A 16,223-nucleotide genomic window follows, 5' to 3' on the forward strand; every position below is an offset into this window, starting at 1 on the left:
GCTGCAGGAAGAATCTGGCAGACACGAGAGTGAGAAAAACACTGAGACCCGTCGCGGCGATGATCACAGGGGCATGGATCTTTGGCGCACCGTTCTGGAAGACGCGCGTCACGAAACCTCTGCACACGACTTCGACAAATGGATTTCAGACCTGCGCTTTGTCGCCGACGACAATGGCACGGTCCTGATCGCGGCACGCGACCAGCTTGCCTATGAGCGCATCAACAGCCAGCATCGCCCGATGCTGCGCCGTGCATGGCGCAAGGCCGACCCACGCGGCCGCGCGCTGAAAATCGCCTGCTGGAAGGATATTCCAGAAGATACACGTGACCTCGTCGGCTATCCCTGGACCGGCAACACCGAAACCGTCAGCAAGGCAGACGCCGCGGCGCCTGAAACGTCCTCCGCAACCCCGGGACGTCATGGCAGCGCGATGAGCTTCGAGACGCTGATCGTCGGTGACACCAACCGCGCCGCTGTCCGCCTCGCCGAAGTCACAGTCGAGAACAAGCAGGTCCACGCTGACGTCGCCCTCATCTATGGCCGTCAGGGCACCGGCAAGACGCACATCCTGCGCTCGATCGAGAAAGCCGTCATCCGTCAGGACGATGGCCGCCGCGTGACCTATATGTCTGCCGAAGAATTCATGACCGCCTTTGTTGACGGCGCGCGTGATGGCGACACCCGCCGCCTCAAATCACAAGTCCGCGACAATGACCTTCTGCTGATCGACGACCTGCAGTGGATCGCGAACAAGAAGAAGACCGATGAGGCATTCTTTGCCTCCCTGCGCGCCGTAACGGCCGAAGGTGGCCGCGTCATCCTGACCGCTGATGAGGCACCGGGCGACCTCAAAGGTTTCTCCGCACGTATGCGCGGTGAGCTGATGGGCGCCGCTGCCGTCGAGGTTGGCCTTCCTGATCAGGAAATGCGCCGCCAGATCGTCAGCCTTCACGCGAACCTCATCCAGCAGGGCCAGCCGAACTTCGAGATTGACGAAGAGATGCGCGAAAAGATCGTCGCCACCGTTCGCGGCCCGGGCCGTGACCTTTGCGGCGTGCTCTACTCGCTGCAGTCGGAAACCCGCTATGGTGAGATTGCGCCGACCTTCGAAATGCTGTGCACGGTCCTTCGCCGCCAGCAGGGCGAGTATCAGGCGCCATCGCTCGACAATATCAAGCGGGCCGCCATGCGCAGCTACAACCTGTCGAAGTCAGAGATCGAAAGCTCCAGCAAGTCGCGCAATGTCTGCGCACCGCGCCAGGTCGCCATGTATCTCTGCCGCGAGATGACCGACAAATCGCTGCCGCAGATCGCCCGCTCTTTCTGCAAGAAGGACCACACCACCGTCATCCACGCATGGCGCAAGGTGAAAGGCCAGCTGCAGACCGATCCGGAAATGGTCCGGCAGGTTGAACAGGTCCGCGAGGCGGTCTTCGACATCCAGTCTGAAGGTAACGGCTGAACGCATTCCACCTGAGGCCAGATTTCTACGCAGCGTTTGGCCGCACAGGGCTTGCAATTTCAGCGATTTTGACAAGTGTACTCGGCCCGTCTCCCCTCAGGAGGCGGGCCGATTCGAGTTTAACGCCCGTGCAGACGGGCAGGAAAGGATGCGGCCTGAACCGGGTCGTTGTAATGGGCTGACGCATGAAGCTGACGATTGAACGAAGTGACCTGCTCAACGCGCTGTCGCACGTGCAGAACGTGGTCGAGCGCCGCAACACCATTCCGATCCTTTCCAACGTCCTGATGGAAGCAAAAGGCGGCGAAGTCACCTTCGTTGCGACCGACCTCGATATCGAGGCCGTCGATAGCGCCGACGCGACCATTGCCAGCGAAGGCGCGGTCACCGCGCCTGCCGGCACACTGTTCGACGTTGTCCGCAAGCTGCCATCCGGCGCCGATGTCGAGCTGGAGCTCAACCCGGAAAACCGCCGCCTGACGATCCGCTCTGGCCGCGCAAACTTCGCGCTGCCAACGCTCCCGGCCAGCGACTTCCAGACCATGACGGGCGATGATGGCGCCGTGACCTTCGATGTTGAAGCCGCAGACCTTCGCCGCCTTATCGACAAGACCCGTTTTGCAATCTCTACCGAAGAGACGCGCTACTATCTGAACGGCGTCTATCTGCACACCGCCGATGGCGACAAGGGCAAGGTGCTCCGCGCCGTTGCAACCGATGGTCACCGTCTCGCCCTCGCTGACTGTGACGCGCCATCGGGCGCCGAAAGCCTCGACGGCGTCATCGTTCCGCGCAAGGCCGTTGCCGAAGTGCGCCGCCTGATCGACAGCGCTGACGGCGATGTATCGGTCTCCGTGTCCGAGACGAAGATCGTCTTCCGCGCAGGCCGCGCCGTGCTGACATCCAAGCTCATCGACGGGGCATTCCCGGACTATCAGCGCGTCATCCCGAAGGGCAATGACAAGCGCCTGGTTATCGACAACAAGGCGTTCGAGTCCGCTGTCGACCGTGTCTCGACCGTTTCGGCAGAGCGCTCGCGCTCGGTCAAACTCTCGCTCGACGATGGCCGCCTCGTGCTCGCCGTGAACTCAGCCGAAACCGGTCAGGGCCACGAAGAGATTGAGTGCGACTACAGCGCTGACGCGATGGAAATCGGCTTCAACGCCAAATACCTGCTCGACGTGACGGCACAGATCGAGGCTGAAGACGCCGAGTTCATGCTGAACGATCCAGCTTCCCCTGCCCTCATTCTTGACCCTGCAGATCCGGCTGCACGCTATGTGCTGATGCCGCTTCGGGTTTAAACCGATGACATGCCGGACCTGACGATTGTCTCAGCATCGCTGTTCTTTGGCCTGATCGGCCTTCAGGTCATTCTGCGCGGCTTCTTTCTGAATGAGTTCTGGCAAAGATTTCCAGAGCAAGCCAAGGGGCGGGCTGAAAAGCTTTATTTTAGAAGACCCTATTACTTGAAGAACGGAGCAGCATCACTGACGCTTGATGCAGAGGCTGCCAGACATGTGGTCGCAAGACAACGCGTGCTGCTCGTGATCCATCTTCTCACGATCATCGCCGCTATTCTGTACTTATTCGCGGCATTCAGATGACCGCCCTTACCCGCCTGCGCCTCAAGGATTTCCGTAATTATGAGAGCCTGTCGCTCGATCTCGACGGGCGCCATGTCTGCCTGTTCGGGTCAAATGGCGCGGGAAAGACCAATCTGCTGGAAGCCATCTCCCAGCTTGGGCCGGGCCGCGGGCTGCGCAGCGCATCACTGTCTGAGCTGACACGCCATGGCGCAGAAGGCGGCTGGACCGTCTCTGCCAACCTTGATGACAGGCGCATCGGCGTTGGCCTTGAGACAGATGGCAACTCTGCCAAGCGCGTCATCCGCATCGACGGCGCCCCGTCACAGGCGGGTGACCTCGCAGAGCTTGTCCGCATCGTCTGGCTGACCCCTGCCATGGACTCCATCTTCCGAGGCGGCGCGTCTGACCGGCGCCGCTTCTTTGACCGACAGGTCATGGCGCACATCCCTTCACACGGCACCGCGGCAGCCCGCTATGAGCGCGCCATGCGAGAGCGCAACGCCCTGCTCGAACGCGGCCATGTCGACCCGGCCTGGGCCGACGCCATTGAGACCCGCATGGCGGAAGCAGGCGCCGAGCTTGCGATCAACCGGGCGAGCGTCCTTGAAGGGCTGCAAGCGGCGGTCGATGCGCGGCCCGAGGGCTATTTTCCCAAAGGCGATCTCTCGCTGGAGGGCGAGGCTGAAACCTCCGCCGCCGCTGGCGAAGACTTCAAGACCATCTTCGAAAGCCTCGCCGAGACCTATCGTACCATGAGACGGCGTGACGCCGCCGCTGGCCGTACCCTAAGCGGCCCCCACCGCAGTGACCTCAAAGTCATCCACCGGCCAACCGGCATGGTTGCAGGCGACGCGTCGACCGGGCAGCAGAAGGCCCTGCTCATCGGCCTCATCCTTGCTTCCGCGACGGCTCTGGCCCGAGATGGCGGCGGCCCGGCGCCGCTCCTCCTGCTGGACGAGGCAGCCGCGCATCTCGATGCCGACCGGCGCGCCGCCCTTTTCGATGAATTGAGCGCGCTCCCAGGCCAGAGCTGGCTGACCGGCACAGAACGCTTTCTCTTCGACGCTTTTGGTGACCGCGCCCAGCACATTGAAGTCGACGCAGGCGGCGCGGTAATTACAGCCTAGACCTCTTTCCCGTCATTTCTTAACTTCAAGCAAGTGCTCGTCTGACGCCGCGGCCTTGTAATCGCGCGGCAGACTGAACACTTTTAGGGCGAGTTTAATGGAGACACACCCGCCTTGATTGCGCGGGCGCGTTGGGGACTATGAGCGAAGCAGAGCGACTGAAGGCGCTAGCCGATACCAACCTGCTCGACAGCAAGCAGGACGAGCGCTTTGACCGGCTGACCCGTCTGGCTGCCAATTCGCTGGAGGCCGAGACCGCGCTCGTCTCACTCGTCGGCAGTGATCGCCAGTGGTTCAAGTCCTGTTATGGCTTCGACGGCGAGGAAACCAGCCGCGACATTTCCTTCTGCACACACGCGATCGAGAGCGCCGATATCACTGTTGTCCTCGACGCGACGAAGGATCCCCGATTTGCTGACAACCCGCTTGTTACGGGTGAGCCGCATATCCGCTTCTATGCTGGCGCTCCGCTCATCACGGGCGATGGCCATGCGATCGGTACGCTTTGCGTGATCGACTATGAGCCGCGCGAGACCTTTGACGAAACTGACCGCGAAATCCTGTGCGATATCCGCGACAGCGTGATCGGCCTGATCCAGCGAGATGAAAAGCTGCGCGAGATGAGCGAGCTTTCCGTCATCAACCGCGAGCTGCAGCACCGCATGGGCAACATGTACGCCCACGTCTCATCGCTCATCTCCCTGCTCGACAAGGCAGACCTCGAGCACGAGGAATATGTCTCGCGCCTTCGCGAAAAGGTGAACGCCCTCGCCCTCACCCAATCGCTTATTGCCTCAAGTGGCACCGAGTCCGTTTCCATGCGCGAACTCGCTCAGCAGACGCTTGCCGCCTTCGAGGCTGGTGCAGGCGAACCTGTGGTCAGCGTAGAGGCCGAGGAAGACTTCGAGATTACCCCGCGCGCAGCGTTCGCCATGTCGCTGATGCTGCATGAGCTTGGCATCAATTCGGTCAAGCATGGCGCGCTGGGCGGCGAAGGCGGCACTGCCCGCTTTGGCTGGTCCACCGACGACCAGCTCCATTTCTCCTGGGAAGAAAACCTCAAGACGCCGCGCGTGGATGCGAGCGTGAAGAAGGCGAAGGGCGGCTTTGGCAGCGTGATCCTCAAACGCATCGCGCCCAAGACGTTCGGCGGCGAAGCCGAGGTCGACATTCAGCCTGGCAGCTATCGCTACTCCGTATCGGCGCTGCCAGAGCGCGTGCTGGCCTCAGAACAGGTTTAGGATCACGTCTCCAGCTGGCCCCCCGCAAGGGAAGTGCTTGCCTCAGGCACGCTGCCTGCGCCAAAAGCGTGCTGCAACACAGCCAAAGCGGAGCCGCCAGCCATGAGCGAGCATATCAAGACCCATCTTGAGACCTACGTCCTGACGATCACCATTGCGCGTCCGGAGCGCAAGAATGCGCTGACGCAGGCCATGTACGGCGCAATGGCCGACGCGGTGAACGGCGCCAATAGCGACAAGTCGATCCGCGCCATCGTCTTTACCGGCGAAGGTGACATGTTCACCGCTGGCAATGACCTCTCAGACTTCGCCTCGATCGAGGAACGCGAGAGCGGCACGCCGCCGGTCACCCGCTTTCTCAACGCCATCCGCGACGCTGAAAAGCCGCTGATCGCCGCTGTAAACGGCCCGGCCATTGGCGTCGGTCTCACCATGCTGCTCCATTGCGACATCTCCTTTGCTGCCGAGAGCGCCAACTTCCGCGCGCCCTTCACCCAGCTGGGCCTCGTGCCAGAGGCAGGCTCCTCGCTCACCCTGCCAGCCGTTGTGGGCCGCTCCATGGCCAATGAAGTCCTGCTGGCCGGCCGCATCCTCAGCGCCAATGAAGCCCTCGCCTGCGGACTTGTTTCACGCGTGGTCGCAGACAGCGATCTTATGAAAACCGCCATGGACACGGCCCGCAAGATCGCAGCCTCGCCGCCAAATGCGGTGCTGAAGTCCAAGGCGCTGATCAATCATTCGCGCGAAGCCATCGCCAACCAGATGCGCGCCGAGGGCGAGATTTTCGCCGCCCAGCTCCAGTCCGCCGAGTTCGCCGAAGCCGCTGCCGCCTTCCGCGAGAAGCGCGCACCCGTCTTCAAGGACTAGGCGAGGCCTATTGCGGGGCTGGCGGCGGCGTGTAGCTGGGGTTCGGCGCACGGACGATAAAATTGACTTCGCCGCCGCTGCTCCGGCTGCCCCGGTACTCCTCTCGCTCGACAGCCACCTGCACGCCGGTCTCCGGGTTCGTCCAGCTTTCCTCAACCGTCGCATAGGTCTCGAATTCCGGCAGCTTGAACACCCACCCGTCAAGCGCCTCGCAGGTCCCCAGTATGCCGGCGACATAGGTCCGCCTTTCGTCGAGCTGGGCGCGCGACACCTTATCGCCGGACATGGGGTACCAGACCGTGCACTCGGCGAAATTCCACTGCCCGCCGCCGCGAATGCCTTCGGTCGTACCTGCGATATAGGTGCGGCAGTTCTTGCCCGCATCCGGCCCAAGCGAGGCCAGCCCCGGAATGACACCATTGGGCGTCAGTGAATTCAGCGCGAGGAAGGGCGTCGGCTCCTCTGCCGCCGCGAGCAGCGGCTTGATGTCCTCACAGAGCGGCCACTTGTAGGCCTCTTCCGCTGCGGCGTGCAGGGCCGGCAGGCCAGCGGCGAGCGCGGCCAGCGCAATGGATCGTTTCATGAAATGTCCCCTTTCAATGAGCGGTTCGGTTGCCCCCCGGCCCGCCTATCAAAGCGCTTCCGGAAGGCGCGTCAATCGCCCGCGGCGGGGCAATTTCCAGAGGCTTTCGGCAAGGGTGCCGGCAACTTTTTGCAGGTCTACTCGCGCCCCCTCGCAAGCCCCTGAAAACACACCGGAATACCGGGCACCCAAACGGCGCCCTGATTTCCCTTTTCAGGGCAAATCCTCTATAATTTCAGGCAATTGTGACGAATCAGAAAGCGACACGCTCCCATGGCTGAACCGACAGACAACATGCCCGAATATGGCGCCGACTCGATCAAGGTCCTCAAAGGCCTCGAAGCGGTCCGCAAGCGCCCTGGCATGTATATCGGCGACACCGATGACGGGTCCGGCCTGCACCACATGATCTACGAAGTCGTCGACAATGCGATCGACGAAGCCCTTGCCGGCCATGCGGACGAAGTCACCGTCACGCTGCACGCCGATGGCTCTGCTGAAATCACCGACAATGGCCGCGGTATTCCGGTCGAGATGCACAAGACCGAAGGCGTGTCTGCCGCCGAAGTCATCATGACCCAGCTGCATGCGGGCGGTAAGTTCGACCAGAACTCCTACAAGGTGTCTGGCGGTCTTCACGGCGTCGGCGTGTCGGTCGTCAACGCGCTGTCGGACTGGCTGGAACTTCGCATCCACCGCAATGGCAAGGAGCACTTCGTCCGCTTCATCGAAGGCGGCGCTGTGGAAGCCCCGCTGAAAGAGGTTGGCACCAGCCCCAACCGCGCCAATGGCAAGGTCCTCACCGGCACGGCTGTTCGCTTCATGGCGAGCCCGGCAACCTTCACCATGACCGAATATGACCGCAAGACGCTGGAGCACCGCCTGCGTGAGCTCGCCTTCCTCAATAGCGGCGTTCGGATCGTCTTCCGCGATGAGCGCGGGCCAGAAGCCTATGAAGCGGTCCTTGAATATGAAGGCGGCGTCAAAGCCTTTGTCGAGCACCTCAACCGCCAGCGCCAGACGCTGATCCCGGACACGATCTATGCGGTCGGCGAGAAGGACGGCATCACGGTCGAGGCGGCACTTGCCTGGACCGACAGCTATCATGAGCAGGTGCTCTGCTTCACCAACAACATCCCGCAGCGCGATGGCGGCACCCACCTTGCCGGCTTCCGCGGCGCGCTGACGCGTATCATCAACAAATATGCGTCCGAGACCGGCATTGCGAAGAAGGAAAAGGTCGACATCTCCGGCGATGATGCGCGCGAAGGCCTGACCTGCGTCCTCTCTGTCAAGGTGCCTGACCCGAAATTCAGCTCGCAGACCAAGGACAAGCTCGTCAGCTCTGAAGTCCGCCCCGTGGTGGAAAGCCTGATGGGCGAGAAGCTCTCTGAATGGTTCGAGGAGAACCCGAAGGAAGCGCTCGGCATCATGCAGAAGATCGTCGAGGCCGCCGCCGCGCGTGAGGCCGCCCGCAAGGCGCGTGAGCTCACCCGCCGCAAGACTGCGCTCGACATCACCTCCCTGCCCGGCAAGCTCGCCGACTGTCAGGAAAAGGACCCGTCCAAGTCCGAAATCTTCATCGTCGAGGGTGACTCTGCAGGCGGGTCGGCCAAACAGGGCCGCGACCGCTCCAACCAGGCCATCCTTCCCCTGCGCGGCAAGATCCTAAACGTGGAACGCGCCCGCTTCGACAAGATGCTGAGCTCTGACCAAGTCGGCACGCTGATCATGGCGCTCGGCGCCGGCATTGGCCGCGACGAGTTCGACATCAACAAGCTGCGCTATCACAAGATCATCATCATGACTGACGCCGACGTCGACGGCGCGCACATCCGGACCCTGCTGCTAACCTTCTTCTATCGTCAGATGCCGGAGATCATCGAGAAGGGCTACCTCTACATCGCCCAGCCGCCGCTCTACAAAGTCAGCCGCGGCCGCTCCGAGCGCTATCTCAAAGACGATATCGAGATGGACAATTACCTCATCGAGGAAGGCACGACCGGCGAGGCGCTGATCCTTCAGGACGGCACGCAGATTGCGGGCGAGGACCTTCGCGCGAATGTACGTGACGCCGCCGCCTTCAAGACGGCCCTCTGGCGCCTCTCGCTGCGGGCACCGGGCCATATCGTCGAGCAGGTCGCCATCGCAGGCGCGCTCGCCCCTGACGCGGATGAGACGAATGCACAGAAGACGGCTGAACGCCTCAACCTCATCGCCGAGGAAGGCGAGGACACATGGGAAGGCACGTTCGAAGACGGCAATCTGACCCTGCGCCGTGAAGTGCGCTCGGTGGAGGAAAAAGCCGTGCTGGACCGCGCACTGCTCGCCAGCCAGGACGCGATCCGCCTCAACAGCCACGCCCAGCATGTGCGCCACCTCTATGAGAACCCGGCCATCCTGCGCAATGACAAGTCCGGCGAAGTCATCGTTCATGGCCCGGTCGGCCTGTTCGAAGCCGTGCTCGCCTCAGGCCGCAAGGGCCTCAAGATCCAGCGCTACAAGGGTCTTGGCGAAATGAATGCCGACCAGCTCTGGGAAACCACGCTCGACGCCAATGCCCGCACCCTGCTCAAGGTCAAGGTCGCCCACGCCGACGACGCCGACGACATGTTCACCCGCCTCATGGGCGACGTCGTCGAACCCCGCCGCGAGTTCATCCAGGACAATGCGCTGGAAGCTGAGGTGGATGTTTAGAGATTCCGAGCACATAGCAACAGCGGGTCTGCCTTACTGGCGGTCCGCAGTCATTCTGATGCTCAGAGACTTGATCGACCCAAATTCGCTACCTGGAACACGCCCTTCCGCAATATCTACAAAAGAGATTTGGAACCAATTTCGTCGAGATAGCGAACCATTTGTAACAATCAGTTTGGATCGTTTGGACGAGTTAGTGATTGGGATGCAACTCGACTACTTCGAAGTAATCGGGTCAGAACTCGCTCGACCACGTCTTTTTGTGAAGGATGAGCTCCAGACTGTCGTTGATATCGAATTCTTCTTCTCCGAAATGGCTGAAGCTAATGGATGCGCTGCAGTTTGGACCAACAGCGGAAAACTAGGTTGGGACTGGCTAAAAGAGTGCCTTCTCAATTTGATAGATGCAGAAAGCCAATTCAAGCAGCAGCCAGAGGTCTCAAATGAGGCAGCTTGGGAACCTTTAGCGCTTGACTACAATTCGAGAGCGGCAGACGCCGCAACTGAGGCGCTGCAGAATGCTATCGATGCGATCGCCGCAGACAATGGGTACGCCTCTACATTCCCCGCTGAACGCAACAACGTACTTGCATTACTTCGCTCATCGCTTGGACAAATGCAGATAAGAGCTGAATATACACGGATCTATTTCGAGTATTCACTCATCAAACCTTTGAACCAAGCTGTGTACAGACTTGGCGGAAATGCAGCTGGCGAGATCGCAAAGGGCGCCCTTCTAGCACTGCGCGAATGGGCGAAGGACATCGTTAGAAGCGTCATCGGCTGATAATTGCCAACTTTGCTATTCGACCATAGCCAACTTCGTTTAGTCTGTTTGAGGCAATAAAGGCTCCCGCAGGCACGGTTTCCTTCGAGAGCCTCAGAATGAAAGACGCATGGCCTTTTAAGCCTAAAATAGACCGGAGGCTCCTCCCCTCTCAGTCAAGCTCCTCCCCCTCTCCCGATTGCGGGAGAGGGGTCAGGGGTGAGGGCTCCGGCGCTGGTGGGATTCATCAACGCAGCGCCAAGTCCAACTCTCATAGCCCTCATCCCCGACCCTTCTCCCGAGGCCGGGAGAAGGGAGCGATAGCCACAAGGCTTGCGAGTCCTCTCAACCGAAACGATAGTCGTTCGATGAGCGAATACCCATCAACCCGGCGCGCACGGTCGCTTCGCCGACGCGCGAACGCGCCTGAGCAGAAGGCCTGGGAGACACTTCGCCAGCTGCGCGCCGAAGGCTATGCGGTCAGGCGGCAGGTCAGCGTCGAAGGCCTGACCGTCGATTTCGCGATCCGGTCCCTGAGGCTGGTCATCGAAATAGATGGCGCGATCCATGACATCGAAGCGGTACGACAGAACGATGCCGAACGCGATGCCAGGCTTCGCTCGGCCGGTTGGCATGTGGTGCGCGTCCCAGCAGAAACTGCGATGAGCGGCAATCATCTTATTTCGTTGGTGAGAGATGAAATCGCCAAACGCCTGCAGGAGTGACTTTCCCCTCTCCCGATTGCGGGAGAGGGGTCAGGGGTGAGGGCTACAGCGTTGGTGGGATTCATCAACGCGGCGCAAAGACCCAACCTATCAGCCCTCATCCCCAACCCTTCTCCCGCTGCCGGGAGAAGGGGGCGATTGATTCACCGGCATCGAATTTCCTGAAAACGACCAAGTTTTCTCCCCCCTTTTCAAAAACACCGCCCACACACCGCCAGTGCACCGTCACTGCACCGTCCAGACGCCCGGGTTTCCCCCACACCATCCGACCGGAAAATCGAGATTGACCCGCCGGGGCTTCCACGCGAGTTTCCGCCTCATGCATCCCTTTCATCTTGCCTTTCCAGTCCATGACCTTTCCGCCGCGCGCAGCTTTTACGGGGAGCTCTTGGGCTGCCCGGAAGGCCGATCGAGCCCGGAATGGGTCGATTTCGACTTCTATGGGCACCAGATCGTCGCCCATCTCGCGCCAGAGCTGTGCGGAACGGCGCAGACAAACCAAGTTGACGGCAAGGGCGTGCCTGTGCGCCATTTTGGGCTGATTCTCGACATGGAGAGCTGGCAGGCGCTTCGCCAACGCCTTGAAGGCAAAGTGGAATTCCTGATCGAGCCCTATATCCGCTTCAAGGGTGAGCCGGGCGAGCAGGCGACCATGTTTTTCACCGACCCGTCGGGTAATGCCATTGAAATCAAGGCGTTCGCCGATATGGGCCGCCTGTTTGCGAAGTAGTTTTTCTTAATTCAAGTTAAGGCCGCTCACGGGAACCGCCTGTTCCCCATGTCCGTTTCAATGGCGTGCAGAACGCATCGAAAGGACAAGAAGCTCATGAAAAAGCTCATTAAATTCGGCGCTTATGGCGCTGCCGCCGCGGCCTTTGCAGCCACCGCCACCCCGGCCTTTGCCGACCCGCAGCATTGCCCGCCGGGCCATGCGAAGAAGGGCTGGTGCACCCCAGGTGTTGATCGCAGCGACTATCGCGACCGGTATGACGACCGCCGCGATGAGCAGCGCGCTTACAATGAAGGCTATCAGGACGGCCAGCGCGACGCCATTCGCTATAATGGCCGCACCTATAATGACTACCGCGTGATCCGCGACTATGACCGCTATGGACTGCGCGCACCGCGTGACGGCTATTATTATGCCGAAGTCGATGGCGACATCGTCATGGTCCAGCTGGCCACCCAGCTTGTGACGCAGCTGCTTAACTAGGCAGCTACTAGCCAGACACAGGAAAGCCCCGGCCTTGAGAAGCCGGGGCTTTTTTAATGCCGTCCAGACTGGGGGCTAAGGCGCGCCGGCCTCCTGAACCCGCTCTTCGAGGCCTTCGCATTCGGCAGGCTCCAGCATGATATCTAGCCCGTCCGGGACGGCGCCTTCGGCGGCGAGATACCAGATCGCGCTGCCGCGCTGGCTGTCGCCATCGACCTCTGTCTGGGTATCGAACATCACAGCCGCAGTCTCATCAATCTGGCCGCTCGTCAGGACGGTCGAGAAGGCCGCGTAATAGCCAGCCGCCTCCTGGTGGATGATGCCCCAATTATCGCCGCTCACCGTGCCGTCGTCATTGACCATGACTTCGAGGCCTTCGGTGACATTCTCGTCGTCGCGGAAATAGCAATAGGTGCCGGGCGTCAGAGGATCAGCGTCTGCAAGCGGCGAAACGATCTCTGGCAGCGGCTGCTGCTCAATCGGGACGTCATCGCCCGCCATCGGGCCAGCTTCGATCGGGGTATTTTGCGCCTCTTCGTCAGGCGTATCGCCTCCGCAGGCGGAAAGCGCAAGCGCGCCAGCTAGCAGCAAGAATCTCATCATCCGGACCTCCCGCAGGCTTGATGCCTGCTCCTGAGGGAAACGTCTCACCACAGGGTGACCAAGACAAGCCCTAAACCGGGCGAGCAGGGGGCGGAAATTCTTTCTGCCAAAAAACAGGGCCCCACCGTGTCGGCAGGGCCCTATCTGGAAAAATCACGTTATATCATCGTTCTAGCTGTTCATTTCCGTGCGGATCTTGGTGGCAAGCTCAGCATCGACCTGTGCCAGCTGTACGATCTGCGTGAAGCGCTGCGCGGTCAGGCCTTCTGCCTTGATGGCTGCGATCATGTCAGCTTGCGCTGCGGCCTCGATCTCCTGAGCGGCGGCCTGATCTTCTGCGGCCTGCAGCTTCGGCGTTGCTTCTTCAGCAATCTTGGTCAGCGCGCCATTGGCGGCGACGAACTGCTCGATCTCTGCATCGCTGACCGGGTCGATCTCAGGCTGCTGCATCTGCGGCTGAGCCTGCTGCGGCATGCTTTGCTGTGCGACGGCTGCACCGCCTGCAAGGGTCATGGCTGCTGCAAGAGCGGCGCCAGCACCGAAACGAAATCTGTTGAGAGACATGGAGGTCTCCTTTCCTTGTTTGCGCGAAGGAGCCAATCAGATCGAAAGCTCTGGTTCAACCCGTTGGGCGCGGATGTGATCGCTTTGTAATTTAATGGTTTTTCATGAAGGCACTGTCATTTACGACACGCCCGAGCCGCTGTGGCGGGCGAACGCGCATTGCCCCTGTTCAAACCCCACCCGGCGCATTATCTCATGGGATAGCACAAGGGCTGCGGCGTTCGAGGAAGCCAGCTGTCCGCCGACCTTACGTTCCGTCAAGGGAGCTGGCGCTGGGACTGGCCGTGGCCTATCCTAACCGGCACCCACCTAGTTACTAGGTCGACGGGACACGAGCGCTAAGACGGCGCATGTGGTCCTTGTGCATTCCTTTCGCGCGCATCCAGCTTGACAATCAGGCCGCTCCAGCCCGACAGGGCAGGCCATGTCAGCGACCACGCTTCCCCTGCTTCTCTGCCTCTTGTCCGCTGTGACAGTCGCGCTTGCCAATTTTGCGGTAAAGCGCGGCGGCGACGTGCTCAGTGCGCGCATGGTGCTGTCGATCACCTCGGCGCTCTGCGTCCTGCCTTTTGCCTTCTTCGTCCCGTTTCCAGAAGCCGAACTCTGGCCAGCCATTGCGATGGCGATCGGCGCGCACTGGGTCTATCAGTTCTTCATGATCCGCGCCCTGCACCGGGGTGACCTGTCGCTGGTCTTTCCGGTCATGCGCGGGCTCGCACCATTGGCGACCGCCGTCATTGCTGTCTTTGCGCTGCAGGAAATGCCTACCCTGCTGGGCTGGGCGGGTCTGGCGCTCGCGACACTGGCACTGATTGTGTTCGCCCTGCCTGCTGGCAAGTCGCTGGATCAGGCGTCTCTCGACCGCATTGCGCTGATGTGGGCGGGACTGACCGCGCTCGGCATCGGCCTCTATTCAGTGACGGATGCGTATGGTGTGCGGCTCGCAGAGAACCGGTTCACCTTCATTGTCTGGCTCTTCATGCTCGACTGGCTCGGCACCACAGCTGTGACCGTCTGGACGCGGCGCGGCCAGCTTTTCAAGCGCCTGCGCCCGCAGCTTGTTGGCGGCGCCGTTGGCGGAGTCTCGTCGGTTATCTCCTATGGCGCAGCGCTGCTTGCCTTTTCGATGACGGACGCGGCCACTGTGACCGCCATGCGCGAAACCTCTGTCGTGTTCGGGGCGATCTTGGGGGCGGTCTTCCTGAAGGAAGGGTTCGGCCCGCGCCGGATCGTGGCCGCCTGCGTCCTCGCAGCGGGCCTCCTCCTGCTTGAGACCAGCCTTTAATCCTCCTTTCGGATATAGCTGCTAGGGGCAGCTATATGAAACTCGCCCGCCATCTTGCAGGCTATCTGCCGGCCAACCTCGCCAGCGCGCTCGCCTCCTTCGGGGCGGTCTATGTCTTCACGCGCCTGCTTGGGCCGGAAGAGTATGGCCGCTACGCGCTGATGCTGTCTGTGATGGCGCTGATCCACACGCTGACGCTGGCGCCGGGCGAAGCGGCTGCCTACCGCTATACCGCCAAGGCGCGCGCAGAAGGCGAGGATGCCCTCACCGAGCATTTCGCCACGGTACGCGCCCTTCTGCTGCGGTCTCTTTTGCTGGCGGCACTGGTCATGATCGTACTGGCCGCGGCCGTTTCCCATCTGCCGCGCTACCTCCACATCCTGCCATGGATCGCGCTCTCCATGCCGATCGGCACGCTGGTCCAGGCCACGCTGGAAGCGCATCGCGCGAGCCAGGAGGTCCAGCGCTATGTGCTTATCTATTCGTTCAAGCTGCTTGGCGGGTTTGCGATCGGGGCTCTGATCGCCTGGCTGACTGATGCTGGCGCCGCGGCCCCATTCATGGGTCTTGTGATTGCCGGCCTTATCGTCGGCATTCCGCAATTACTCTGGCTGCAAAATCAGGCGAAGGGCGGCGCGCCAAATCCTGCAAAAGTCCGGACCTACTACGCTTACGGCCTGCCGATTGCGGCCGCCTTGTCGCTCGACCTTCTGCTCTCGGTCGCTGACCGCTTCCTCATCTCGCTGTTCATCGGGGAGGCCGCCGTCGGCGCATATGCTGCGGGCTATGGCGTTGCCGACAAGACGATCCTGCTGCTCTGCGCATGGGCGGCCATGGCAGGCCAGCCGCTCGTCCTTGCGGCCTTCGAAGAGAAGGGAAAGGAAGCGGCCCGCCACGAGGCGCGGGGTCTGGTCTCGACCATGCTGCTTATCGGCCTTCCTGCCGCAATGGGCCTTGCCCTGGTTGCAGAACCTCTCTCAGAGGCGCTGATCGGCGAAGACCTTCGCGAGCAGGCGGCGCGCATCATTCCCTGGATTGCATTCGCCGGGCTGATGAATGGCCTTTTGATGCACTATTATACGGACGCCTTTCAGCTGGCGCAGAAGACGGGCGAGCAGGCACTGCTCATGCTGATCCCGGCGGGCGTAAATATTGTCGCGAACCTGATACTGATCCCGCAGTTCGGCATCATTGGCGCCGTCGCCGCCACCATTATCAGTTATGCGATCGGCATCCTGGTGATCGCCGGGCGCGGCAGGCGGTATGTCGCTTTCCCATTTCCCTTCGTGCCATTCCTGAAGATCCTTGCAGCGTCTCTCGCCATGTGGCCGGCCATCGCGATTATTCCGGAATTTGGCGGCTGGCTGGAGCTCATCGCTAAAGCCATCGCGGGCGCCATTGTCTATGCCGCAGCCGCGCTTGCGATTGATGCTGGAGGTGCCCGGTCATTCGTGCAAGACAGGCTCAACGCATCCAACGAGCCCCCAGCTACGTAACA

At 61.2% G+C, this 16,223-nt stretch carries 16 protein-coding genes and 1 other RNA gene; 14 read left to right on the plus strand and 3 right to left on the minus strand.

Translation table 11 applies throughout. From position 1 onward, the window contains the following. Positions 1-73 precede the first annotated feature (73 nt). From KUV46_03710 to KUV46_03735, 6 genes are all read left to right on the plus strand, one after another. Positions 74-1,465, plus strand: a complete 1,392-nt coding sequence (locus KUV46_03710; protein QYJ01511.1) for an ATP-binding protein — start codon at positions 74-76, stop codon at positions 1,463-1,465. 185 nt (positions 1,466-1,650) lie between these two features. Continuing rightward, complete coding sequence (gene dnaN, locus KUV46_03715) at positions 1,651-2,769, plus strand: DNA polymerase III subunit beta (GenBank protein ID QYJ01512.1); 1,119 nt, start codon at positions 1,651-1,653, stop codon at positions 2,767-2,769. A gap of 9 nt (positions 2,770-2,778) precedes the next feature. Further along, positions 2,779-3,072 carry a hypothetical protein gene (locus tag KUV46_03720; GenBank protein ID QYJ01513.1) on the plus strand — a complete coding sequence of 98 codons (294 nt, stop codon included), beginning with the start codon at positions 2,779-2,781 and terminating at the stop codon, positions 3,070-3,072. Continuing rightward, positions 3,063-4,181 (plus strand): DNA replication/repair protein RecF, encoded by a 1,119-nt coding sequence (gene recF / locus KUV46_03725; protein QYJ02340.1) that lies wholly within the window; start codon positions 3,063-3,065, stop codon positions 4,179-4,181. The genes KUV46_03720 and recF overlap by 10 nt, the downstream gene beginning before the upstream one ends. 140 nt (positions 4,182-4,321) lie before the next feature. Further along, positions 4,322-5,422 carry a GAF domain-containing protein gene (locus KUV46_03730; GenBank protein ID QYJ01514.1) on the plus strand — a complete coding sequence of 367 codons (1,101 nt, stop codon included), beginning with the start codon at positions 4,322-4,324 and terminating at the stop codon, positions 5,420-5,422. Positions 5,423-5,524: 102 nt separating this feature from the next. After that, positions 5,525-6,289: an enoyl-CoA hydratase/isomerase family protein gene (locus KUV46_03735; protein ID QYJ01515.1), complete on the plus strand. Its 765-nt coding sequence runs from the start codon at positions 5,525-5,527 to the stop codon at positions 6,287-6,289. A 7-nt stretch (positions 6,290-6,296) separates the two neighbouring features. Here the strand turns inward: KUV46_03735 and KUV46_03740 are convergent, their stop codons facing one another. Next, positions 6,297-6,872 (minus strand): hypothetical protein, encoded by a 576-nt coding sequence (locus KUV46_03740; GenBank protein ID QYJ01516.1) that lies wholly within the window; start codon positions 6,870-6,872, stop codon positions 6,297-6,299. A 273-nt stretch (positions 6,873-7,145) separates the two neighbouring features. Here KUV46_03740 and gyrB point away from each other — a divergent pair, with 273 nt between their 5' ends. The 5 genes from gyrB to KUV46_03765 all read left to right on the plus strand — a co-directional run bounded on the left by gyrB (position 7,146) and on the right by KUV46_03765 (position 12,273). Continuing rightward, a complete protein-coding gene (gene gyrB, locus KUV46_03745; GenBank protein ID QYJ01517.1) occupies positions 7,146-9,569 on the plus strand; it encodes a DNA topoisomerase (ATP-hydrolyzing) subunit B in 2,424 nt (807 codons plus the stop codon). Then, positions 9,562-10,356, plus strand: coding sequence for a hypothetical protein (locus KUV46_03750; protein QYJ01518.1), 795 nt, complete (start codon positions 9,562-9,564; stop codon positions 10,354-10,356). The genes gyrB and KUV46_03750 overlap by 8 nt, the downstream gene beginning before the upstream one ends. Before the next feature lie 347 nt (positions 10,357-10,703). Beyond that, complete coding sequence (locus KUV46_03755) at positions 10,704-11,060, plus strand: endonuclease domain-containing protein (protein QYJ01519.1); 357 nt, start codon at positions 10,704-10,706, stop codon at positions 11,058-11,060. Between the two features lie 319 nt (positions 11,061-11,379). Next, a complete protein-coding gene (locus KUV46_03760) occupies positions 11,380-11,790 on the plus strand; it encodes a VOC family protein (GenBank protein ID QYJ01520.1) in 411 nt (136 codons plus the stop codon). Positions 11,791-11,886: 96 nt separating this feature from the next. Beyond that, positions 11,887-12,273, plus strand: coding sequence for an RcnB family protein (locus tag KUV46_03765; protein QYJ01521.1), 387 nt, complete (start codon positions 11,887-11,889; stop codon positions 12,271-12,273). A gap of 75 nt (positions 12,274-12,348) precedes the next feature. Here the strand turns inward: KUV46_03765 and KUV46_03770 are convergent, their stop codons facing one another. Then, the gene (locus tag KUV46_03770; protein ID QYJ01522.1) at positions 12,349-12,876 is read right to left on the minus strand and encodes a hypothetical protein; all 528 of its coding nucleotides are present in this window, start codon (positions 12,874-12,876) and stop codon (positions 12,349-12,351) included. A gap of 171 nt (positions 12,877-13,047) precedes the next feature. After that, a complete protein-coding gene (locus tag KUV46_03775; GenBank protein ID QYJ01523.1) occupies positions 13,048-13,440 on the minus strand; it encodes a DUF4168 domain-containing protein in 393 nt (130 codons plus the stop codon). Between the two features lie 206 nt (positions 13,441-13,646). Here KUV46_03775 and ssrS point away from each other — a divergent pair. The 3 genes from ssrS (at position 13,647) to KUV46_03790 (ending at position 16,221) form a co-directional block, all read left to right on the plus strand. Beyond that, positions 13,647-13,803, plus strand: a non-coding RNA gene (gene ssrS, locus KUV46_03780) — 6S RNA. 61 nt (positions 13,804-13,864) lie between these two features. Then, on the plus strand, positions 13,865-14,725 hold the full coding sequence (locus KUV46_03785; protein ID QYJ01524.1) for a DMT family transporter: 861 nt from the start codon (positions 13,865-13,867) through the stop codon (positions 14,723-14,725). A 35-nt stretch (positions 14,726-14,760) separates the two neighbouring features. Continuing rightward, a complete protein-coding gene (locus KUV46_03790) occupies positions 14,761-16,221 on the plus strand; it encodes a polysaccharide biosynthesis C-terminal domain-containing protein (protein QYJ01525.1) in 1,461 nt (486 codons plus the stop codon). Positions 16,222-16,223 lie beyond the last annotated feature (2 nt).

The sequence above is a fragment of the Thalassovita mediterranea genome (assembly GCA_019448215.1).
In the GTDB taxonomy this organism is placed as follows: domain Bacteria; phylum Pseudomonadota; class Alphaproteobacteria; order Caulobacterales; family Hyphomonadaceae; genus Henriciella.